Source organism: Brucella sp. HL-2 (genome assembly GCF_025846885.2).
Taxonomy (GTDB): Bacteria; Pseudomonadota; Alphaproteobacteria; order Rhizobiales; family Rhizobiaceae; genus Brucella; species Brucella quorumnocens.
The window spans coordinates 584,602-607,086 of the sequence record NZ_JAOYTK010000001.1; the positions used below are offsets into that span (position 1 = coordinate 584,602).

Here is a 22,485-nt window from a genome sequence, read left to right on the forward strand (position 1 = left end):
TTATGCACTTTGTTACTTCTTCATCGCATCCGTGATCTTGGAGGTCCATGCGCCTTCCGGCTTTTTGGTAATCACAGGATCGGAACCGCCACCGAGTAGTGTCTCGACCGTGCGGTCTGCCGCTGCCACGTCCAGCGTGCCGTCTGAACCGTCGATCAGCTTGCCGATTTCCTTGATCATCCGCTCCTGAACTTCCTGAGTCTGAGCGCCCGAAGCATCATTTTCGAGAATGATTTCGGCCGCCTCAGCAGGGTTTTCTGATGCATACTGCCAGCCCTTCATCGAAGCGCGGACAAAGCGGGCGAGCTTGTCGACCATTGCAGGATCATCAAGGCTCTTATCAAGCACATATAGCCCGTCTTCCAGCGTTGCCACGCCCTGTTCTTCATAAGGGAACACGACGAGCTGGTCGGCAGGAATCCCGGCATCGATCACCTGCCAATATTCGTTATAGGTCATGGTAGAAATGCAGTCGGCCTGCTTCTGGATCAGCGGATCGACATTGAAGCCCTGTTTGAGGACGGTCACGCCATCCTTGCCGCCTTCGGTCGGAATTTTCAGATGGCTCATCCATGACAGGAACGGATATTCATTGCCACCAAACCAGACGCCAAGCGTGCGGCCCTTGAAATCCTCCGGCTTGGTAATGTTGGTGTCCTTGCGGCAGGTCAGCATCATACCGGATTTCTTAAAAGGCTGTGCGATATTGACGAGCGCCACACCTTTTTCGCGGGTTGCGAGTGCCGAAGGCATCCAGTCCACCACCACGTCCGCGCCACCGCCAGCAATCACCTGTGGCGGAGCAACGTCCGGGCCACCCGGCTTGATGTCCACGTCTAAATTTTCGGCTTCGTAGAAGCCTTTGTCCTTGGCAACGTAATAGCCTGCAAATTGTCCCTGTGTGACCCACTTGAGCTGCAAGGTCAGCTTGTCCGCTGCCATTGCCGAGCTACTCATAAGCGCGAGCGCCAGTCCGGCTGTTCCAAGGCATACAGAAATTGCCTTTTTCATTTCAGTTCTCCTCTGGTTAAGGCTCTACCTTATTTTTGTAGATGCCAAATATTCAGGCTTAAGCCCTCCTGTATGAAGGGTGCCAGAATGTCATTTTGCGCTCAATCATTGCGATCAGCCCATAAGAGAGCGACCCTGCAAGAGCGGCTACAAAGATTTCAGCCCAGACCATATCCACATTCATGCGGCCTATTTCAGCTGATATGCGGAAGCCCATACCGACAATCGGCGTGCCGAAAAACTCGGCGACAATCGCGCCGATCAGCGCCAGTGTGGAGTTGATTTTGAGCGCATTGAAGATGAAAGGCATAGCTGCAGGCAGGCGCAGTTTGACGAGTGTCTGCCAGTAGTTTGAGCCATAGGTTTCCATCAGGTCGCGTTCCATCGAACCGCTCGCTGCAAGCCCCGCAACGGTGTTTACCAGCATCGGGAAGAAGGTCATGATGATGACGACGGCTGCTTTCGACTGCCAGTCGAAGCCGAACCACATCACCATAATGGGCGCAACGCCGACGATGGGGAGGGCAGCAGCGAGATTGCCGAGCGGCAGCAACCCTTTTCGCAGGAATGGCACACGGTCAGCGATGATGGCGGTGATGAAGCCCAGACCGCAGCCCGCAACATAGCCAATGATAACAGCTTTAAGAAATGTCTGCTGAAAGTCGGCCCACAGGATTGGGATGGAACTGGTTATCCGCGCCCATATAACCGATGGTGCGGGCAAAAGCACCTGCGGCACGGCAAACAACCGCACAGTGACTTCCCACAGGAGCAACATTGCAAGGCCGAACAGGGCAGGGACCGCGATGTCCAGCAATTTCTGGCTGCGGGGATTGCGGGATTTCAGGCTTGCGACCCAACCGACAATCGCCCATGAGACGGCAATCAGTGCGACGATGATTATGACATTCGTCATGTTACCGCCCTTTCTGGCTTTGCACCCATGCGTCGATTGACGACGCTTGCGACAAACCCGACGAGGGCCACAAGCACTCCGGCCATGATCGCAGCTGCAATAAGTGCTGCCCATATCTGAACGGTCTGCCCGTAATAAGAACCGGCAAGCAAACGTGCGCCAAGGCCCGCGACTGCGCCCGTTGGCAATTCGCCGACGATAGCGCCCACAAGGCTGATGGCGACGGCGATCTGCATGGATGTGAACAGGAAGGGCATGGCAGCGGGCCAGCGCAGTTTCCAGAAAACTTGATTCTGTGACGCGTTGTAGGTCCGCATCAGATCAAGATGCATGACATCGGGGGATCGCAGACCTTTCACCATGCCCACGGCCACGGGAAAGAAGGAAAGGTAAGTCGATATGATGGCTTTTGGCAAAAGCCCCGATATGCCGATGGCGTTCAAAACCACGATAATCATCGGTGCGATGGCGAGAATGGGGATCGTTTGCGAGGTGATGATCCACGGCATCAGGCTTTTGTCGAGCGTGCGCGAATGCACGATGCCGACCGCCAGCAATACGCCAAGCGCCGATCCCAGCACGAAGCCAAGCAAGGTCGACGAAAGCGTTACCCAGCCATGATAGACCAAACTGCGCTTGGAACTCGGCTTAACATCAAAGACGGTTTTCCAGATTTCTTCGGTCACCTGATGCGGGGCAGGAAGGACAGGACGGTCCTGATGCATCGTGTTGGCAACGATTGTCGAGAATGCAATCTCGGTTCCGGCGCGCTCCGCCTGATCGCGTTCAAACGGCGCATTGAGAAAGACCGCAAGCAGATACCAAAGCCCGATGATGATGGCGAGAACCGTCGTAACCGGTACAAATTTGTCGTGAAAAAAGGCTTTCATGTTTGCCGCCCCCCTTCACCTGATTTATGCCCCCGCCGTTTACTCATGCCCCCTGATTTACTCATGGATATGCCCCAGCCGCAGGCCTTCGCGCACGCGATGGGCTATCTTCAAAAACGCTTCCGATTCACGGATATCAAGCGTCCGATCAGGACCAAGATCGCAGTCGATGATTTCATGAATGCGGCCCGGACGCGGGCTCATGACGACAATTTTGGTGGACAGAAACACAGCTTCAGGAATGGAATGCGTTACGAAGATGACTGTCTTCTGCGTTGCGGCCCAGAGCTTGAGAAGCTGTTCGTTGAGGTGATCGCGAACGATCTCATCCAGCGCGCCGAAAGGCTCGTCCATCAACAGCATGTCCGGGTCAAACGACAGCGCACGTGCTATCGATGCCCGCTGCTGCATGCCGCCTGAAAGCTGCCATGGAAACTTCTTTTCAAAACCGGTGAGATTGACCAGTGCCAGGTTCTTTTCGATCAGCGCTTTGCGCTCGGCGGCACTATATCCCATCACCTCAAGCGGCAGGCTGATATTGTTTTCAATGGTGCGCCATGGAAACAAAGCGGCTGCCTGAAAGACATATCCGTATGAGCGATCCAGCCGCGCCTGCTCTGGCGTCTTGCCGTTGACGGTTACAATGCCAGAGGTTGGCTGTTCAAGATCGGCCACCACACGCATCAGCGTGGTCTTGCCGCAACCCGACGGGCCGATGAAGGAAACAAACTCGCCGCGCTTAATCGTGAGATTAATGTTGGACAGTGCATGAACCGGACCATCATTGGTCTCGAACACCAAGGAGAGATCCTCGACGTTAATCACCGTCTGCGCATCATCCAAGCCCCTCTTCGGGGCCACGCTATCATTCGAATTCATGCGTATTTCCCGAAGCTGAGCTGGAGCCATGTATCAGACCCCTATCGGCATATGTTCGGCGCTGCGTTCCACCTTGCGTGGCGCAACGATTTCCTTCCACTGCGACAATGCCTTGTTCACCGCACCATTTGGTTCGCGTTCAACAAAACGGCCATCGCCCGGTTGTGCTGTTACATGCCCCTTGTCGAAAGCAAGGCGACCGCGCGAGAACGTCTTGACCGGCAGGCCTTTCAGCTCAAAACCTTCGAAGACATTGTAATCAATGGATGAATGTTGCGTCTTTGCCGAGACCTTTTTAGTCGCTTCCGGGTCCCAGATGATGAGATCGGCATCAGCACCCGGCAGGATCGCACCCTTTCGCGGATAGATGTTGAGAATCTTCGCGATGTTGGTGGAGGTGACAGCCACGAACTCATTGGGCGTGAGACGGCCGGTGCGAACGCCACGTGTCCACAGCACAGGAAGCCTTTCTTCAAGCCCGCCTGTACCATTTGGAATCTTGGTAAAATTACCAATGCCATGACGCTTCTGCTCGGAGGTGAAGGCGCAATGATCGGTTGCAACACATTGCAGACTGCCTGCAGCTAAGCCTGCCCAGAGACTATCCTGATTGAGCTTGTCGCGGAACGGCGGCGACATCACGCGGCGCGCGGCATAATCCCAATCGCGATTATGATACTCGCTCTCATCCAGTGTCAGGTGCTGGATCAGTGGTTCACCATAAACGCGCATCCCTTTCTGACGCGCACGGCGGATCGCTTCATGGCTCTGCTCGCAGGAGACATGCACCACGTAAAGCGGCACACCCGCCTGATCGGCGATCATGATGGCGCGGTTAGTGGCTTCCCCTTCCACTTCCGGCGGGCGCGAATAGGCATGTGCTTCTGGTCCGTCATTACCAGCGGCGAGAAGCTTTGCCTGTAATTGTGCAACGATATCGCCGTTCTCAGCATGGACGAGCGGCATAGCGCCAAGTTCGGCGCAGCGCTGGAACGATGCGAACATCTCGTCATCATTGACCATCAAGGCGCCCTTATAGGCCATGAAGTGCTTGAAAGTATTGATGCCGCGTTTCACCACTTCCGGCATTTCATTGAAGGCGCGCTCGCTCCAGCCAGTGATTGCCATGTGAAATGAATAGTCGGTGCGGGCCTTGCCTGCCTTCTGAAACCACTCCTGCAACGCATCGAGCAGATTGCCTTCCGGTCCAGGCAGCACGAAATCAACGACCATCGTCGTGCCGCCAGCAAGCGCGGCTGCGGTGCCGGTATCGAAATCGTCGGATGAATAGGTGCCCATAAAGGGCATCTGCAAATGCGTATGCGGATCGATGCCGCCGGGCATGATGTAACAGCCCGAAGCGTCAATGGTTTCATCGCCGGTCAGATTATCACCCACGGCAACAATCTTCTCGCCTTCGATGAGAACGTCGGCTTTAAAGGTGCGGTCGGCAGTAATAACTGTGCCGCCCTTGATCACTTTGCTGGCCCCAGAACTTACCATGTTCGCGTTCCCCTTTTTGGTTTTGTTTCGAACATTAAGCAGTATTGGATGGAACGAATGCTAACTCACAATTTCAGCAGTCTCCAATACGGCATGAAGAAGCACATCAGCGCCAGCCGATGCCCACTCCTTTGAAATTTCCTCGTCTTCATTATGGCTCAGGCCATCCACACATGGACACATAACCATGGCAGTTGGCGCTACACGATTGATCCAGCAGGCATCGTGTCCAGCACCCGAAACGATATTGCGATGGCTGTAACCAAGCCGTTCAGCTGCATTGCGGATGGCGGTGACGCAACCTTCGTCGAATGTGACAGGATCGAAATGTCCGGCCACTTCGATCTCGATACCGATGCCCAGTTCCTCTGCGATCTTAGGCGCTTCGGCCTCAAAACGCTCTTTCATGGCATCGAGTGTTTTCTGGTTCGGAGAGCGGAAATCGACGGTGAAGACGATCTGACCCGGCAACACATTGCGTGAGTTCGGCGAAACTTCGATATGGCCTACGCCGCCCACGGCATCCGGCTGATGTGACATGGCAATCTCGTTGACGAGTTGCAGCATCTTACCCAAGCCCACGCTTGCATTTTTGCGCATCTTCATCGGCGTCGAGCCGGTATGCGCTTCTTTGCCGGTCAGTGTAACCTGCAGCCACCACAGCCCCTGGCCATGGGTGACAACGCCAATATCCTTGTTTTCAATTTCGAGGATCGGGCCTTGTTCGATGTGGAGCTCGAACATCGAGTGGATCTTGCGCTTGCCGACCGGCTCATCACCCTTCCAGCCAATGCGTTCCAGCTCATCAATGAATTTCTTGCCTTTGGCGTCGGTGCGCTCATAGGCCCAGTCCTGCTCATGCACGCCAGCAAAAACGCCGGATGCCAGCATTGCAGGCGCAAAACGTGTACCTTCTTCGTTGGTCCAGTTGACCACCACGATAGGACGCTTTGTCTTGATATTGGTGTCGTTCAATGTGCGCATGACTTCAAGTCCGCCCAGCACACCGAGCACGCCGTCATATTTGCCGCCTGTCGGCTGCGTGTCGAGATGGCTGCCCATATAGACCGGATCAGCATCCGCATCTTCGCCGGGGCGAAGGAAAAACATGTTGCCCATCGTATCGACGGTCATCGATAGTCCGGCTTTTTCACACCACGACTGGAAAAGTTGGCGGCCTTCGCTGTCTTCATCGGTCAGCGTCTGGCGGTTATTGCCGCCACGAATACCAGGGCCAATTTTGGCCATATCCATCAAGCTGTCCCACAGGCGATCACCATCGACCTTGAGATTGCTGAAACTGGGATTGTTGCTGAGCACCATACGCTCTGCCTCCACATTTCAAGCATGCATCAACGGCGGCATTGCTGCCAGCGCTTCGCATGATATGTTGTTCCCGCGACCTGGCTCTTTGGCCTCAATCTTCTTGCAACAATTGCAAAAACTTGACTAGTTGGTCAAAATGCAGGCTAGAAGAGCGTTCGACACTGGTCAAGCGGTTTTAAGAAATTTTGCTCTGTCAAAAGGTGTTAAATGGTCACAGATGCGACAGCTCCCGTCGAAGCAGGTGTGAACGAGAAGGCGGAGGGTGCGACCCGCATTCAGGGAATCAATCGCAGGCTCATTCTGGATGCGGCTTTGGACGTCTTTTCTGCCTATGGCTTTCGCGGATCTACCGTCGACCAGATCGCCGAAAAGGCAGGGATGTCGAAGCCAAACCTGCTTTATTACTTTCCGCGCAAGCAGAATATCTATGTGACAGTTCTCGAAGAGACACTCACAGAATGGCTCGGCCCGTTTGAGAGCATCAACCCGCAAGGCGATCCGCTGGATGAACTCCGGCACTATATTACGCAGAAACTTGAACTCTCTGCGAAGAGACCGGAAGCATCGCGCCTTTTCGCAAATGAAATTCTGCATGGTGCTCCGGCCATTACCGATTTTCTCAAAGGTCATCTGAAAGATCTGGTCGATGAAAAGGCGCGGGTCATTCATCGCTGGATCGAGGAAAAGCGCATTGCGCCGATTGATCCTTACCACCTCATTTTCACGATCTGGGCGGTGACACAGCATTATTCCGACTTCTCGGTTCAGGTCGCAGCCGTTCTTGGCAAGCGCACGGAAGAACCTGATTTTTATGAGCAGACAGCACGCTCCATTGCAGCAATCATTCTTGACGGTGTGCGTGTTCGCGACGATGTTTCGCCCTTATGAAAACGATTCTTATTGCAGCAGCCATTGTCCGTGATGACGCGGGCCGTTTCCTCCTCGTGCGCAAGCGCGGCAGCGAGATTTTCTTCCAGCCTGGTGGCAAGATTGATGCAGGCGAGAAGCCTGAAACAGCCCTTATCCGCGAGATCGCGGAAGAGCTTGGGATTCTCATTGATGAGAGCCAATTGCGCTATGCTGCAAAGATGTCGGCACCGGCTGCCAATGAAGAAGGTGCAACTGTTGAAGCCGAATTGTTTCACCTTGCATTAAACGATGGGCAGATACCCACCGCCTCAAGCGAAATCGAAGAGCTGATCTGGGTTGCGGCGGGCGATCAGACCCGACCTGTAGCCCTGCTTTCACAAAGCATCCAGACACGGTTTTCGGAAGCAGTTTAAGCAATATCGACGCGATTTCCTTCGCCATCGAACAGATGGAGATGCTGTGCCGGGAAGCTCACTTGAACAGAACCCTGCGCATGAAGCGCATCGCGATCGAGCGTGAAAATCTTGAACGGCAATCCGTGCAGGCTGAGATGCAGGATAATGCCGAAGCCGGTCGGCTCGACCAAATCGACATCAGCCGTCAGGCCTGCTGAATTCTCGATATGAACATGCTCTGGACGAATGCCAAGCGTGGCGTTCGCGCCATCCTTGAGTTTTACGGGCTGCGGTAGCGCGATGAGCGTGCCGTCCTTGAGTTTCAAACGCGGACCACCATCCTGTTCAAGATAGGCAACATCGAGAAAATTCATGGCGGGTGAACCGATGAAACCTGCCACGAAGAGATTGGCCGGGCGGTCATAAAGCTCCAGTGGAGAGCCGACCTGTTGCACCACGCCACCATGCATGGCGACGATACGGTCGGCCAAAGTCATAGCCTCAATCTGATCATGCGTGACGTAGATCGAAGTAGCCTTTAACTCTGCATGAAGTTTCTTGATTTCTGCGCGCATCTGCTCACGCAGTCGGGCGTCGAGATTGGAAAGTGGCTCATCAAAGAGGAAGGCCTTGGGCTGACGCACAATGGCGCGGCCCATGGCAACACGCTGACGCTGGCCGCCGGAAAGCGCCTTCGGACGGCGTTCGAGCAAAGGATCAAGGCCCAGCTTGGCGGCGGTCGATTTGATGGCGCTTGCAATCTTTTCTTTCGGCGTTTTGCGCAGCCGCATACTGTAGCTCATATTGTCGGCGACACTCATATGCGGGTAGAGCGCATAGGACTGAAACACCATCGCAATATCGCGGTCTTTGGGTGCGAGTTCATTGACGCGCTTGCCACTGATCTGCACCTGGCCGGCAGTGATGTCTTCAAGGCCAGCAATCATGCGCAGCAATGTGGATTTGCCACAGCCTGACGGGCCGACCAGCACAATGAATTCGCCATCTTTGATCTCAAGATCAACGCCGTGCAGAACAGCATGTTCGCCATAGCTCTTGCGGACTGACTGAATATCGATGGAAGCCATAGGGAAAAATCCTTTCAGCCTTTGACCGCGCCAGCCGTGAGGCCCTGCACGAGATATCGTTGAATGAGGAAGAAGAAGAGACAGGCCGGGATCAGTGCGAGCACACCCGCCGCCATCATCTGTCCGAAATCGACCGAGAACTTTGAGACAAAGCTCAAAAGCCCGACCGGGAACGTGGCTGAATCATTGCCGGAAATCAGCATCAGCGCGAACAGAAGCTCGCTCCACGCAGCAGTGAAAACGAAGCCGAGCGTGGCTGCAATGCCGGGCAAGGTGAGCGGCAGAATGATTTGGCGAAACGCCATGAATTGCGTTGCACCGTCAATCTTCGCAGCTTCTTCGAGGTCTTTCGGAATACCGTCGAAGAACGACTGCATCAGGAAGGTTGCGAAAGGTACATTGAACGCCGAATAAACGATGATCAAGCCGATCAGGCTGTTGGTGAGGCCGAGCGGCGCCATGATCTTATAGATAGGCGCGATCAGCATCACGAGCGGAAACATCTGGGTGAGCAGCATCAGCGCTACGATCCAGTATTTGGCGCGGAAGTTGAAACGTGACAGCGCATAACCGGAAAGTGATGCCAACAGCGTGACGATGATGGCGGTTGAGCCGGACACGATCAGACTGTTGCGGAAGAACAGCGGGAACGAGCTGTTATTCAAGACATGGCTGAAGTGATCGAACGTCGTGCGCGATGGCCAGAGCCGCACACCTTCGCTGTACAGCAGGTCATTGGGCGTGACCGAAACTTTGACCAGCCAGAAGATCGGAAAAAGCGCGAATAGAACAAACAGCAAAATAGCTATGCGATGTGCGCCGACAAGGAGAAATTTACGGTTTGTCATGACCTTAATCCTTGTTTAGCAGCGTCTGGCGCAACAGCACGATGAGCATCGAATAGACCATCAGCAACACGAGCAGCACCATCGCAATGGCAGACGCATAGCCAAAATCGAGCCGCTTGAAAGCCTGCGTGAAAATGTAGCTTGCGACGATCTGCGTGCGGTCGGCCGGGCCACCGCCGGTCATCACGACAATCAGATCTGCACTGTTGGCAATCCAGACGGTGCGCAACAAAATGGTAATGGCCATGGTTGGTGCAAGATAAGGCAGCGTAATAGAAAGGAAGCGCTGCACTGGGCCCGCGCCATCAATTGCGGCTGCTTCATAAAGATCGCGTGGGATGGCCTGCAAGGCCGCGAGCATGGTGATCGCAAAGAACGGAATCCCCCACCAGACACCGGCGGTGATAATGCCCCACATGGCAAGATTGGGATCGGACAGGATATTGTCAGGCGCACTCAATAGTCCAATGGCGTACAGCCAATGAGGAAGTGGACCGATAACGGGGTTAAACAGCCATGCCCAATTAAGACCGGTCAGGAATGTTGGCACTGCCCATGGCAGGAAGATCAGCGCTTGCGCCAGACCGCGACCCGCAAACGGCTTGTCGAGCAGCAATGCCAGAATAAGTCCAAACACAAATTGCAGCAGGACCGAACAACCCGTCCACCAGAGCGTGTTTTTCAATGAGCGATAAAACGCCTGATCGGTTGCAAGTTCCCGAAAATGTTCAAGCCCGACAAAGCCGCCGGAAAACGGATTGAGCAACTGGATATCGCGAAAGGCATAGGACACGCCAAGGACCAGCGGAACCAGCATGATAGCGCCAATCAGGATCAGCGCCGGAGCACTGTAAAGATAGGGTTCGGAGGCATGCGCAAAACGCTGCAAAAAGCTGCGCTGGTCCTGCTTTGGCACTTCGCTGCGCACCGGGGCCTTTATGGAAGCGGTGTCGGTCATCATTTTTCCCTTCGCGGGGATTGCATGAAGATGATGAGCAGGCGCGAAAACTCCGCGCCTGCCAAGTTTACGCGGCTTACTGCTTGGATAGGTGCTTCTGCTGTGCCTTGGTCAGATATTCTGCCCACTGGTCGGCCAACTGATCCGGCGTGATGTCGCCGAGAAGCGCTTCCTGCGACGTCTTGATGACGAGCGAATCCTTGAAGAAGGCAAATTCTTCAAGATAGGTCGGCATCACGGTTGGAACGACGTTCTTGTCAGCCAGTTCATCGAACCAGCCCTTGAACTGCTCACCGCTATAGAACGGATCGTTCTGTGCGGATTTGAGAACCGGCAACGCGCCGGTGCGCTTGTTCCATTCGATGTTGCCTTCGGGTCCTTCAAGGGTGGAAATCAGCTTCCAGGAAAGGTCCTTGTTTTTGCTTCCGCTCATCATCGACCATCCGGCAAAGCCAATGGTCGGGAAGGTCTTGCCATCCGGGCCCTTTGGCATAATGGCAACGCCGAAATCTTCAGGCTTCATGCGCTCGGCAATGGCGATCAGGGCGTCCGGGTCCTGATTGAGGAAGGCGCAGGTGCCGCTATAGAAACCAGCGACGGTTTCGTTGAAACCCCAGTTCACGCTGTCCTTTGGTGCGAGGCCGTTCTTGTAAAGATCGACCATCCAGGTGATACCCTTTTTCCAGCCTTCGCTGTTCATGGTTGAGGTGCCGTCTTCATTGAAGAACTTATTGTTGCCTGCCATGGACGCAGCAAAGATCACCCAGCCATTAAGTCCGCCGGGACCACCGCGCATACAGAAGCCTGACTTGCCGGGAAGGGCTGCGATCTTCTTGGAAGCCTCAACGAATTCGTCCATCGTCTTTGGCGGCTCGGATACACCAGCCTCAGACAGCAGCTTCTTGTTGTAGAACATGGCGTTCAGATAAAAACCGTAAGGCAGCGTATAGGCAGTGTTCTTGACGCTGCGGCCAAGCTCAAGCGCACGCTCGGTCAGGTCTGGCGTGGTTTCCCACTTTTCCAGATATGGCTCGAGGCTTTCCAGCATCCCGTTATTGGCATAGAGCGAAACCCAGGTGTCGGGCATTTCCATGACGTCAGGAATTTCACCAGCCGAAACCATGGTTGCGAATTTCTGGAAGGATTCGCCCCATGGCAACGAGATGATTTCCACCTTGGTTCCTGGATTGGCGGCTTCAAACTTTGCAACAATTGATTCAAGCGTCTTGGTGCGCTCCGGGCTGGTGATAACCTCCACCAGCTTCAATGTTGTATCGGCAAGCGCTGTGCCACTCATCAGCATGGTGGCGAGTGCGGCGACTACTAGTCTCTTCATTTCCGTTCCCCTTTTTTTATCCTCACGACGGTTTATTTCATGCGATTGACTGAGCGAGCGCTCCTTCAATGTCTCTCCACAACGCTTCGGTTCCTTCCAGTCCGACATGCAGGCGCACCGAGCGCGCATCAATGCCGAATGTGTGTGCCGAATTTGGCTGTGCCTTTTGCTGCAACACCACTTCGCCCGGTACGATCAGGCTTTCATGTCCGCCCCAGCTCACGCCAAGCTTGAACAGGTTGAGATGGTTGCAGAATTCGCGGATATTCACGCCTTCGTGGAAGATCACCGAGAACAGACCGGACGTGCCGGTCAGCCCTGCTGGCAGGCGATTGGCAAGTGCTGGATGGCAGACAGTTTCCACCGTATCGAGCGCTTGAAGACGCTTTGCTATTTCGAGTGCCGAGGCTTCATGCGCCTTCATGCGCGTTGGAAGAGTACGCATGCCGCGAATAAGCAGCCACGCATCAAATGGTGAAAGCTTGCCACCGAGATATGGGTAGGTTTCTGCGCGAATTGCATTGATCAGCGCTTTCGAGCCGGTCACAACGCCTGCCACAACATCGCTGTGACCGCCGAGATATTTCGAAGCCGAATGCACAACGAGATCAACGCCAAGCGACAGCGGGCGCTGGAAGATCGGGCTTGCCCAGCTGTTGTCGATGATGCTCAAAACGCCGTGTTGTTTGGCGATTTTGGCCAGAGCGCCGACATCATGGGCTTCCATGACCCAGCTTGTCGGGCTTTCCATGTAGAAGATTTTCGCGCCGGGCAAAGCCTTTGCGACTGCTTCTTCGTCACGTCCGTCGACATAATCGACCTGCACCTGCATGCGCTTCAGGATGGTACCGAACAGCCGGAACGCATCCGGGTAGACATGGCGCACCGCAACAATGCGATCACCCGGATTGACGAAGGCCAATACGCTTGATGAAATTGCGGCCATGCCGCTGGCAAACCCCAGCGCATCTTCGCCGCCCTCAAGCTTCGCCAGCATTTCTTCAAATGCCCGCACGGTTGGGTTGAGTCCACGTGTATAGATTGGACGAACTTTTTCGCCGCGATAGGAGGCGACCATATCGTCATAGCTTGGGAAGGTAAAAAGCGAGGTCTGCACGATGGGGGGAACCACGGCGTCGTATGCATTGCTTTCATCATGAGCAACCGTAAGTGCTGCAAAATCCAGCGGATCCATCCCGTCGGTCATTTGGACATTTCCTTGATGTCTTCCTCAACAATGTCGAGGATCTTGAGTGTTTCCAGCCGCGCGGATTCAGGGTCCTGAGCCACGATGGCGTTAAAGAGCGTGCGGTGGAACGGAAAGGTCCGCCGCGCGAAATCGACCCGCTCAAACGGATGATCCCAGAAGTGCAGAAAGGCTTCGCGCATCTGTTCGAGCAATTGTCTGAAAAGCGGATTATGGGTCGCGTCATAAATGGCGAGATGGAAGGCAAGATCTTCGGGGCCTGACGTGCCTTCAGCGATGTGAACACGCTCCATCTCGTTCAGATTGCGCTCGATAATTACGAGGTCATCGGCTGTGCGTTTGCGCGCTGCAACCATGCTTGCTTCCGCTTCAATGCCGCGGCGTACTTCAAGCGATTGCAGCAATGCATCGCGCAACTGTGCGGGATCGAATGAGAGCGGCATATGGATTGTCGCCGCCGAAATTGGCTTGAGCAGATAGGTGCCGCTGCCCTTGCGGGCTTCAATCACACCCAATGCCTGAAAATGACGGATTGCTTCGCGAATGGTGGACCGACCGACGGCGAGTGCAGTCATCAATTCACGTTCTGCGGGGAGGCGGTCACCGGCCTGAAGCTGCGCTGTCGCGATGTAATTGGCGAGAGCATCCGTTACCTGCCGGGCACGATCCATCGGCGGTAATGGCGCTATTTGCAGCAGCCTGCGATCTTTCATCCTGCCTCCATTTTACAGATTGGCCCAGAGATCAGCCCAGAGACTAACCTAGTGTTTGGCCCAGTGTCCGGTCCAGAATCTCAACGCGCAATCAGGTCAGAACCGGTTCCCTTATTGGTTTTTAAATTGGTCTGACATCATAGTAATATCGACAGGAAATCGACATTGTCAAGCGGGTGCTGGTGAAGGGTTTTATGATGGGGTGATCGGGGATCATCTGTTATCTTATTGATATAAATCGAATATTTCTCTTATACTCCGTGAGAGCGCTCTGGTGAATGATTTATTTGCGCATGAATAAGCTCTTTGCATGGGCATGTTTTTCCGATTGCACTTGCGCAAACTTGCTCCTATCAATCGGCGGAAGAGGCAGCGCGTCCCGAAACGTGTGAAGCGGTTTTTGGATAAGAGGCGCTGGATAAGGAGCGCGGCACGTTGAGCGCCGTTGTTGGGGAGATATCCATGCAATTGAAGGCATCCGAAAAACGGACGCTTGGCCGGACCGGTCTGAGTGTAACGGCGCTTGGTCTGGGAACAGCACCTTTGGGCGGGCTCTATGCGCCGGTCGCGCGTGCTGACGCCGACGCTCTGCTCGAAGCGGGCTGGGAAAGTGGTATCCGCTATTTTGATAGCGCGCCGATGTATGGCTATGGCCGCAGTGAACACCTTCTGGGTGATATGCTGCGTGAAAAGAATGAGCGTGCGGTCATTTCGACTAAAGTCGGACGCCTGATGACCAATGAGCGTGCCGGGCGCAAGCTGCCGCCAGCGCCACCAAAGAACCCGCTTGATTCCGGCTGGCACAATGGGCTGAATTTCCGCGAGGTATTTGATTACAGCTATGACGGAGTCATGCGGAGCTTTGATGATAGTCAGCAACGTCTTGGCTTTCCGAACATCGATCTGCTTTATGTCCATGACATTGGCCGCGTGACCCATGCCGACAGGCACGAGCTTCATTGGAATGCGCTGACCAGGGGCGGTGGATTCCGCGCGCTGAGCGAATTGCGCGACGCAGGCAACATCAAGGGCTTTGGTCTTGGTGTGAACGAATGGCAGATCATTCGCGATGCGCTTGAAGAAGCTGATCTCGACTGCTCGCTTCTCGCGGGCCGCTATTCACTGCTCGATCAGGTGTCGGAAAAAGAATTCCTGCCATTAGCGCAAAAGCGTGGCATGGCGCTGGTCATCGCCGGTGTTTTCAACTCAGGTATTCTTGCGGCACCGCGCGGCGGCGAACAGAAGTTCGACTATGCCGATGCGCCTGCCAAAATCATCGAGCGCACCAATCGCCTGCATGACATTTGCGATGAGTATCATGTGCCGCTTGCCGCTGCCGCCATGCAGTTCCCGATGATGCATGAGGCGGTTAGTTCCATTCTGATCGGTGTTCGCTCACCTGAACAGATCAGGCAAAATGTTGTGTGGTTTGAACAATCGATCCCGGATGAATTCTGGACGACACTTCGCTCGGAAGGTCTCATTTCGTAATCATGACGTCCAAAATTCTCTGCGTTGGTGCCCTCACCATGGACACCATTTTCCGCCTCGATACGCTTCCCGAACAGGCAGGTAAATATCTGCCTCGCGAGGCGGTCGAGATTGCTGCTGGCATGGCATCAAGTGCAGCCGCTGCGATTGCCCGGCTTGGCGGTGAGGTGGCGCTCTGGGGTTCTGCGGGGATTGATTCGGTGGGCGATCGCGCCATAGCGGAGCTTGAAGCCGAAGGTATTGATTGTTCCCATATTCGGCGGCTCGATGGCGCCCGCACCGCATTTTCTTCGATCCTCGTCGATGCGAACGGTGAACGCATCATCGTGCCTTTTTATGATCGCAGGCTTGCAAGTCCGTCTGATCCGGTGCCGCCGATTGCAGCGGGAGCTTATGTGGCTGTCATGACCGATGTGCGCTGGCCATGGGCTGCTGAAACCGCGCTGCGTGCTGCGCGTGACGCAGGTATTCCGGCCATTCTGGATGCTGATACGGCACCCGTCGAATTGCTCGAAACGCTGCTGCCGCTTGCGACCCATATCGTAGCATCAGAACCTGCCGCGATCAGCGTGGCAGGGACGACCGATTTGAGCGAATGTGTCCGCATTTTAGCTGATCGCTATGATGTTTTCACGGCTGTAACCGCCGGAGCGGATGGCTGCTATTGGTCAGACGGCGCTGGTCATTCCGTTTCACATGTGGCTGGTTTCAAGGTCGATGCAGTGGATACACTTGCTGCAGGTGATGTGTTCCACGGTGCTTTTGCACATGGTCTGGTGGAGGGTAAACCGATGACGGACATCATCCGTTTTGCCAATGCCGCTGCCGCCATCAAATGCGCGCGTTTCGGCGGACGAGCCGGTTCACCCCATAAAGCGGAAGTTCTTTCGTTCATCGAAAGCGGCGTTGTTCCAACTCGATAAGTTAAGCGACGTACATCTTCCTCCCTCGTCCTTCGAGACGCTGTTTTCAACAGCTCCTCAGGATGAGGGACGCAGATGTCAGCGCTTTGGACTAACCCGCGTTTCAGCTATTTTACGTTCTCTCCCATTTTCCCGAAATCATGCGATTACACGCTGAACTCGAATTGACTCTTTACTAACATGTTAGTATGTGCAAACCTAAAGTTCAAACTTGGGAGGAGCCAGTTTTGGCACACGATAATTCTGGTCAGGAGCGCTTCGGGCTCTCTGCAGCGCTTACAACGCCATTCGATGCGGATGGCAAAATCGATGTCAGTCGTGCTCTGAAGCACGCCCGCGCTCGCCTCGATAGTGGCTGCTCAAGCGTCACTTTGTTTGGCACCACAGGCGAAGGTTCGTCGATCGCTGATGCCGAACGCGCAGCACTTCTGGATAGCTTCATTGCTCAAGGCTTTGCAGCTTCCAACATCGTTGTCGGTGTGATGGAAAACTCGGTTGCTGATGCTGTCCTTCAATCGGCCGATGCGCTGCGTCGCGATTGCAAGGCCATTCTTCTGGCACCCCCATCCTATTTCAAAAACCTTTCCGATGATGGCCTGTTCAACTGGTTTTCTGCAGTCTTCAAAGGTCTTGGCGATGATGCGCGCAGCATCATTCTTTACAACATTCCGTCGGTTACTGCTGTTGAGCTTTCTGTCGATTTGATCAGCCGTCTGCGTGCAGCTTTTGGTGGCATCATCACTGGTGTGAAGGATTCGTCGGGGACCTGGGCCTATACGGAAAAACTGCTTGCCGCACACAAGGACATTGCGATCCTGATCGGTGATGAGCGCGATCTTGCTGCGGGTGTTCGTCTTGGTGGGCAGGGTGCTATTTCCGGCATGGCCAATCTGTTCCCGGATCGTCTTCTGCGCATGGTCAACGAAGGTCAGGACGACGCTGAACTCGTCAGCGCCGTGCAGCAGTTGCTGAACTATCCGGTCACGCCAGCAGTGAAGGCTATGGTTGCGCGTCATACGGGTGACATGGAGTGGCGTCGGGTGCGTGCACCGCTCGTTTCACTCAACGACGCGGATTTCAATGCAATTGGCAGTGTATTCGACCGTTTGCATATGGCAAAAGCGGCCTGATCACGGCATAAGCGAACGGCACTGAGAGGGGACAGGCTTTGGCGGAAGATCACAACGAACCGGTAAAATTGCGGGATAAAGCTTATCAAAGCTTCACCCAGCATTTGCTGGCGCGCGATTTTCATCCGGGCCAATTCGTTTCTCAGCGTCAGCTCGTCACCATGACGGGCCTGCCGCTCGGTGCTATCCGCGAACTTATCCCGCGCCTTGAAGCGGAAGGTCTTATCAAGACCGTGCCGCAGCGCGGGCTTCAGATTGCGCATATTGATCTCAATCTCATCCGCGAGGCGTTTCAGTTTCGGCTTTTCATCGAGAAAGAGGCGATTGCCATCTTCTGTCAGGCGGCATCTGACGAACTGCTACGTTCGTTGCGCGCGGAGCATGAAAACACGCTCAATCGCGCAATGAGCGAGGGCGAAACGCCTGAGCTGGAAGAGCAGGCGCAGAATATTGACTGGAGCCTTCACGATACGATTGTCGGCTCGCTCGACAATGAAATCATCTGGCGCGCTTACCAGACCAACACGATCAAGATGCGTCTGATCAATCAGGAGCGCTTCCGCATTACCGGACGCGTTATCCCGGTCATGCAGGAGCATCTTTCCGTGCTGAGCGCAATCGAAACCCGAGACCCGCAGACTGCCATGGATGCCATCGCCGTTCATATCAACAATGCGCGGAAACTGGCTTTGCATATATGAGACTGAAGGTCTGGCGAGAGGAGTCGCCGGGCCGGAAGAATGACAGGCCAAAATGTATAAGGCCTAAAACACAACAGGGGAGGAGTAAGCAATGAATCTGTTACGTCCGACACGCCGCCAGTTTATGGCGGGAACCGCAGCAATCGCTGCATCCGGCATCACGGGCTTCACCCCGTCATTCGCCCAGTCAAATGTCGACTGGAAGAAATTTGCCGGAACCACACTTGAAGTAAACCTCATCAAAAGCCCGCGCGGCGAAATCCTTCAGAAGCATCAGAAGGAATTCGAAGAGCTGACGGGCATCAAGGTGAACTCCGAGCAGATGCCGGAACAACAGCAACGCCAGAAGGCGGTGATCGAGCTGACTTCCGGTCGCCCGAGCTTCGACGTCATCCATATCAGCTATCACGTTCAGAAGCGCCAGTTTGAAAAGGGCGGCTGGCTTGCCGACCTCAATCCGTTCCTGAAAGACCCGACGCTGACCGATGCATCGCTTACAGAAGATGATTTCGCAAGCGCTGGTCTGACATTTGCCAAGGATGCCAATGGCCGCTTCGGCGCGCTGCCATTCTCGGTCGATTACTGGATCATCTACTGGAACAAGGAGCTCTTTGCCGCCAAGGGCATTGAATATCCAAAGACCTTTGAAGAGCTGGTTGCAGCGGCAGAAGCACTCACCGATCCATCGACCAAAACCTATGGCTTCGTCGCTCGCGGCATGAAGAATGCCAATGCGCCGGTCTATACCAGCTTGCTGCTTGGCTATGGCAAACAGTCGGTTGATGCCGATGGCAATCTACAGACGGATTCGGCTGAAGGCATTGAAGCTGCCAAGCTCTATCAGCGCCTGATGACCAAATCGGCACCTCCCGGTGTTGCAGGCTTCAACTGGGCTGAATGCCAGTCGAACTTCCTGCAGGGACGTGTCGGCATGTGGCTCGATGGCATCGGCTTTGCGCCACCGCTTGAAGACCCGAACAAGTCGCGCGTTGTTGGCAAAGTTGGCTATGGCGTCATGCCAGCTGGCCCGAATGCACAGGCAGCACCAACGACAGGCGACGGCATTGGCGTGACCGAAGCTTCCAAGAACAAGGAAGCCGCATATCTCTATTGCCAGTGGGCTATTTCCAAGGAAATGGGTGCACGTCTTCTGCAATCGGGATCGGGCGTTCCTTTCCGCAAGTCGATCATTGACGACGAAGCAGTGCGCAAGGCTGTCACCATGCCGGAAGGCTGGGTGGAAGCCCTCTCGAAGTCTGCCCCGATCAGCCAGCTCTGCCTGCCTGTCATCGTGCCTGTCACGGAATTCCGCGACATTATCGGTGTCGGCCTCACCAATCTTCTCAATGGTGCTGACGCAGAAACTGAAATGAAACGCGCGACGGAAGAATTCCGTCCGGTCCTCGCACGGAGCGAAGGAAAATGACATCTGCCGCCCCGATAGGAGCAAAAACGGAAGCTGCTGCGAAGGCAGCTACCTCCACCAAGGCTGTCACGAGCCGCTTGCGGCCCAGCTACTGGCCGTTTGTTCTGCCAGCCTTGATCACCGTCGGGGCGGTGATCGTCTTCCCATGGGTGTTCACGCTCTGGATGAGTGCCAACCAGTGGCAGCTCGGCGGGGAACAAAGCTTTGTCGGTTTCGACAATTATCTGCGTCTTGCCGCCGATATGCGCTTCTGGGAATCCATGTGGCATACGGTTGTTTATACGGTTCTGTCAGTCGTGGCCCCGATGATTCTGGGCACGATTGCAGCGCTGGTCTTTGACAGCAAGCTGCCAATGCGCGGGCTGTTACGCGGTATCTTCGTCATGCCGATGATGGCAACGCCGGTTGCGGTCGCGCTGGTCTGGACGATGATGTATCACCCACAGCTGGGTGTCTTGAACTATCTTCTTTCGCTGATCGGTATTCCGCCACAGGAATGGATTTTCAACCAGAACACAGTCATTCCGTCGCTGGTTGCTGTTGAAACCTGGCAGTGGACGCCTCTGGTCATGCTGATCGTGCTGGGCGGTCTTGCTTCAATGCCGCGCGATCCGTTTGAAAGTGCGGAAATCGATGGTGCCAATGCCTGGCAGAAATTCCGGTACATCACACTCCCGATGATCCTGCCTTTCATCATGGTAGCTGTGATTATTCGCTCGATCGATGCGCTGAAAAGCTTCGACATCATCTATGCGATGACGCAGGGCGGTCCCGGAACGGCATCGGAAACCATCAACATCTATCTCTATAACGTGGCGTTTTCTTATTATGACATTGGTTATGCATCGGCAATTGCCGTGGTGTTCTTCATTGTCATTATCGCCATGTCGCTTGTTCTTCTGGCGCTGCGCCAGCGGACCAAGTGGAACAGCTGAGGACCGACCATGGCACGCAAGTCAATTCTTTCCAAGCTTGGCACGGCACTCATGGTTTTCATCATTGTGTCGCCAGCGATCTTCTTCTTCGTCTGGATGCTGTCGCTTTCTTTGAAATATGAAATCGACAATGGCGCTTATCCGCCGATCCTGATCCCTGAACGCTTCGCCTGGTCGAACTATACCGATATCTTTGCGACCAACGATTTTCTGCTCTATTTCTGGAACAGTCTTCTGGTCACAGGTACGGCGACCTTGCTTGCGCTTCTGGTTGGCGTTCCTGCGGGTTACGGTATTGCACGGCTCAAGGCGCATAAATCGGCAATCGTCATCATGATTGCCCGTATGACGCCGGGCCTGTCCTACCTGATCCCACTGTTCCTGCTGTTCCAGGCCTTGGGCCTGCTTGGCACGCTCTGGCCGCAGATCATCATCCATCTGGTCGTCACCGTTCCAATCGTGATCTGGATCATGATCGGCTATTTCGAGACAACACCGATGGAGCTTGAAGAAGCAGCCATTATCGATGGTGCTTCCTCGTGGCAGGTGTTCATGAAGGTGGCACTGCCAATCGCCAAGCCCGGCGTTGTGGTGTCGCTCATCCTTGCAGTGATCTTTTCATGGAACAATTTCGTTTTCGGCATCGTGCTCGCAAGCCGCGAGACACGCACCCTGCCGGTTGCGGTCTACAACATGCTGTCCTTTGAACAGGTCAGCTGGGGTCCGCTTGCCGCCGCAGCACTTGTGGTCACATTGCCGGTCCTGTTGCTGACCGTTTTCGCACAGCGCCAGATCGTTGCGGGTCTGACCGCAGGCGCCGTCAAATAAGAGTTGAGGTTCAAGATGGCATCTGTATCCATCCGAAATGCAATCAAGAAATATGGCAATGTCGGCGTTCTGCACGGCGTGTCAGTGGACATTCAGGACGGCGAATTTGTCGTGCTGGTCGGGCCGTCGGGTTGCGGAAAATCCACGCTTCTGCGTATGATCGCAGGGCTTGAGGAAATCAGCGACGGTGAAATCGCTATTGGTCCGCGCGTGGTCAATGACCTGCGCGCCAAGGAACGCGATATCGCCATGGTGTTCCAGAATTATGCGCTCTATCCGCATATGACGGTGGCCGACAATATGGGCTTCGCGCTCATGTTGAAGAATGCACCCAAGGCCGAGCGCGACAGCCGTGTTAATCGTGCGGCGGAAATTCTGGGCCTTAACAAGCTGCTCGACCGCTTTCCGCGCCAGCTTTCCGGTGGTCAGCGTCAGCGCGTAGCCATGGGCCGCGCCATTGTTCGCGATCCGCAGGTGTTCTTGTTTGATGAGCCGCTGTCTAACCTCGACGCCAAGCTGCGCGTGCAGATGCGTGGTGAAATCAAGGGGCTGCATCAGCGTTTGAAGACCACCACGATCTATGTGACCCACGATCAGATCGAAGCCATGACCATGGCCGATAAGATCGTCGTCATGCGTGATGGTCTGGTGGAGCAGATTGGTGCGCCGCTCGATCTTTATGATCGTCCGGCCAATATGTTCGTCGCAGGCTTTATCGGTTCTCCCTCGATGAATTTCATCAACGGCAAGATCGACGAGGGTACTTTCCTCGCTGACGGCGGTTTCCGCATGCCGCTGCCAAAAGGGGATTATGCAAGCCTTTCAGGCAAGGCCGTTTATGGCGTTCGACCAGAGCATATGAAGATTGCCGAGAACGGCGTGCCTGTCACGGTTGAAATCGTTGAGCCAACCGGTTCGGAAATCATGGTTATGGGCAAGCTGGGAGATCAGCCGATCACCTGTCTGTTCCGCGAGCGTCTGACCGTTCGTCCGGGCGATGTCTTGACCATCGCAATCGATCCGGCAACCAGTCATGTGTTCGAGCCGGAAAAAGGCGCTCGCGTCAGCCTGTAAGTCGCTTGTTTGAAATGAAAAACGCCGGGCGTTGCCC

The 22,485-nt window shown here is 54.8% G+C and carries 22 protein-coding genes; 10 read left to right on the plus strand and 12 right to left on the minus strand.

What is annotated here, in order from left to right; translation table 11 throughout:
- Positions 1-12: 12 nt before the first annotated feature.
- Genes OIV19_RS02765 through OIV19_RS02790 form a run of 6 tightly spaced genes read right to left on the minus strand, consistent with a single transcriptional unit; the run spans position 13 to position 6,522 of the window.
- On the minus strand, positions 13-1,011 hold the full coding sequence (locus OIV19_RS02765) for an ABC transporter substrate-binding protein (protein ID WP_264230592.1): 999 nt from the start codon (positions 1,009-1,011) through the stop codon (positions 13-15).
- A 58-nt stretch (positions 1,012-1,069) separates the two neighbouring features.
- Positions 1,070-1,927, minus strand: a complete 858-nt coding sequence (locus OIV19_RS02770; protein ID WP_264230593.1) for an ABC transporter permease — start codon at positions 1,925-1,927, stop codon at positions 1,070-1,072.
- Positions 1,924-2,817: an ABC transporter permease gene (locus tag OIV19_RS02775; protein WP_264230594.1), complete on the minus strand. Its 894-nt coding sequence runs from the start codon at positions 2,815-2,817 to the stop codon at positions 1,924-1,926. Before OIV19_RS02775 ends, OIV19_RS02770 begins: the two co-directional genes overlap by 4 nt.
- A 57-nt stretch (positions 2,818-2,874) precedes the next feature.
- Positions 2,875-3,696 (minus strand): ABC transporter ATP-binding protein, encoded by an 822-nt coding sequence (locus tag OIV19_RS02780; protein ID WP_095445997.1) that lies wholly within the window; start codon positions 3,694-3,696, stop codon positions 2,875-2,877.
- 33 nt (positions 3,697-3,729) lie between these two features.
- On the minus strand, positions 3,730-5,199 hold the full coding sequence (hydA, locus tag OIV19_RS02785) for a dihydropyrimidinase (protein WP_264230595.1): 1,470 nt from the start codon (positions 5,197-5,199) through the stop codon (positions 3,730-3,732).
- A 60-nt stretch (positions 5,200-5,259) separates the two neighbouring features.
- On the minus strand, positions 5,260-6,522 hold the full coding sequence (locus OIV19_RS02790) for a Zn-dependent hydrolase (protein WP_264230596.1): 1,263 nt from the start codon (positions 6,520-6,522) through the stop codon (positions 5,260-5,262).
- A gap of 210 nt (positions 6,523-6,732) precedes the next feature.
- Between OIV19_RS02790 and OIV19_RS02795 the strand changes: the two genes are divergently transcribed.
- Complete coding sequence (locus tag OIV19_RS02795) at positions 6,733-7,413, plus strand: TetR family transcriptional regulator C-terminal domain-containing protein (protein WP_095446000.1); 681 nt, start codon at positions 6,733-6,735, stop codon at positions 7,411-7,413.
- The gene (locus tag OIV19_RS02800) at positions 7,410-7,808 is read left to right on the plus strand and encodes an NUDIX hydrolase (RefSeq protein ID WP_264230597.1); all 399 of its coding nucleotides are present in this window, start codon (positions 7,410-7,412) and stop codon (positions 7,806-7,808) included. The genes OIV19_RS02795 and OIV19_RS02800 overlap by 4 nt, the downstream gene beginning before the upstream one ends.
- On the opposite strand, the gene OIV19_RS02805 is transcribed toward OIV19_RS02800, so the two are convergent.
- From OIV19_RS02805 to OIV19_RS02830, 6 genes are all read right to left on the minus strand, one after another.
- The gene (locus tag OIV19_RS02805) at positions 7,805-8,878 is read right to left on the minus strand and encodes a sn-glycerol-3-phosphate ABC transporter ATP-binding protein UgpC (protein WP_264230598.1); all 1,074 of its coding nucleotides are present in this window, start codon (positions 8,876-8,878) and stop codon (positions 7,805-7,807) included. The two genes, OIV19_RS02800 and OIV19_RS02805, sit on opposite strands and share 4 nt — an antisense overlap.
- Positions 8,879-8,892: 14 nt before the next feature.
- Complete coding sequence (locus tag OIV19_RS02810; RefSeq protein WP_095446003.1) at positions 8,893-9,726, minus strand: carbohydrate ABC transporter permease; 834 nt, start codon at positions 9,724-9,726, stop codon at positions 8,893-8,895.
- Positions 9,727-9,730: 4 nt separating this feature from the next.
- Positions 9,731-10,684, minus strand: coding sequence for a carbohydrate ABC transporter permease (locus OIV19_RS02815; RefSeq protein WP_095446004.1), 954 nt, complete (start codon positions 10,682-10,684; stop codon positions 9,731-9,733).
- 76 nt (positions 10,685-10,760) lie between these two features.
- Positions 10,761-12,020 carry an ABC transporter substrate-binding protein gene (locus tag OIV19_RS02820; RefSeq protein ID WP_264230599.1) on the minus strand — a complete coding sequence of 420 codons (1,260 nt, stop codon included), beginning with the start codon at positions 12,018-12,020 and terminating at the stop codon, positions 10,761-10,763.
- Positions 12,021-12,057: 37 nt separating this feature from the next.
- On the minus strand, positions 12,058-13,227 hold the full coding sequence (locus OIV19_RS02825; protein WP_095446006.1) for a PLP-dependent transferase: 1,170 nt from the start codon (positions 13,225-13,227) through the stop codon (positions 12,058-12,060).
- Complete coding sequence (locus OIV19_RS02830) at positions 13,224-13,940, minus strand: FadR/GntR family transcriptional regulator (protein ID WP_095446007.1); 717 nt, start codon at positions 13,938-13,940, stop codon at positions 13,224-13,226. Before OIV19_RS02830 ends, OIV19_RS02825 begins: the two co-directional genes overlap by 4 nt.
- A gap of 462 nt (positions 13,941-14,402) precedes the next feature.
- Here OIV19_RS02830 and OIV19_RS02835 point away from each other — a divergent pair, with 462 nt between their 5' ends.
- From OIV19_RS02835 to OIV19_RS02870, 8 genes are all read left to right on the plus strand, one after another.
- Positions 14,403-15,431 carry an aldo/keto reductase gene (locus OIV19_RS02835; RefSeq protein WP_264230600.1) on the plus strand — a complete coding sequence of 343 codons (1,029 nt, stop codon included), beginning with the start codon at positions 14,403-14,405 and terminating at the stop codon, positions 15,429-15,431.
- A gap of 2 nt (positions 15,432-15,433) precedes the next feature.
- Positions 15,434-16,354, plus strand: coding sequence for a PfkB family carbohydrate kinase (locus OIV19_RS02840; protein ID WP_264230601.1), 921 nt, complete (start codon positions 15,434-15,436; stop codon positions 16,352-16,354).
- 227 nt (positions 16,355-16,581) lie between these two features.
- Positions 16,582-17,484 carry a dihydrodipicolinate synthase family protein gene (locus OIV19_RS02845; RefSeq protein WP_264230602.1) on the plus strand — a complete coding sequence of 301 codons (903 nt, stop codon included), beginning with the start codon at positions 16,582-16,584 and terminating at the stop codon, positions 17,482-17,484.
- A gap of 38 nt (positions 17,485-17,522) precedes the next feature.
- Positions 17,523-18,185 (plus strand): GntR family transcriptional regulator, encoded by a 663-nt coding sequence (locus OIV19_RS02850; RefSeq protein ID WP_264230603.1) that lies wholly within the window; start codon positions 17,523-17,525, stop codon positions 18,183-18,185.
- 91 nt (positions 18,186-18,276) lie between these two features.
- Entirely contained in the window at positions 18,277-19,611 is a 1,335-nt protein-coding gene (locus tag OIV19_RS02855; protein ID WP_264230604.1) for an ABC transporter substrate-binding protein, read from the plus strand.
- Positions 19,608-20,546, plus strand: a complete 939-nt coding sequence (locus OIV19_RS02860; RefSeq protein WP_264230605.1) for a carbohydrate ABC transporter permease — start codon at positions 19,608-19,610, stop codon at positions 20,544-20,546. The genes OIV19_RS02855 and OIV19_RS02860 overlap by 4 nt, the downstream gene beginning before the upstream one ends.
- A 9-nt stretch (positions 20,547-20,555) precedes the next feature.
- The gene (locus tag OIV19_RS02865; RefSeq protein ID WP_264230606.1) at positions 20,556-21,374 is read left to right on the plus strand and encodes a carbohydrate ABC transporter permease; all 819 of its coding nucleotides are present in this window, start codon (positions 20,556-20,558) and stop codon (positions 21,372-21,374) included.
- Between the two features lie 15 nt (positions 21,375-21,389).
- Positions 21,390-22,448, plus strand: coding sequence for an ABC transporter ATP-binding protein (locus tag OIV19_RS02870; protein ID WP_095446015.1), 1,059 nt, complete (start codon positions 21,390-21,392; stop codon positions 22,446-22,448).
- Positions 22,449-22,485 lie beyond the last annotated feature (37 nt).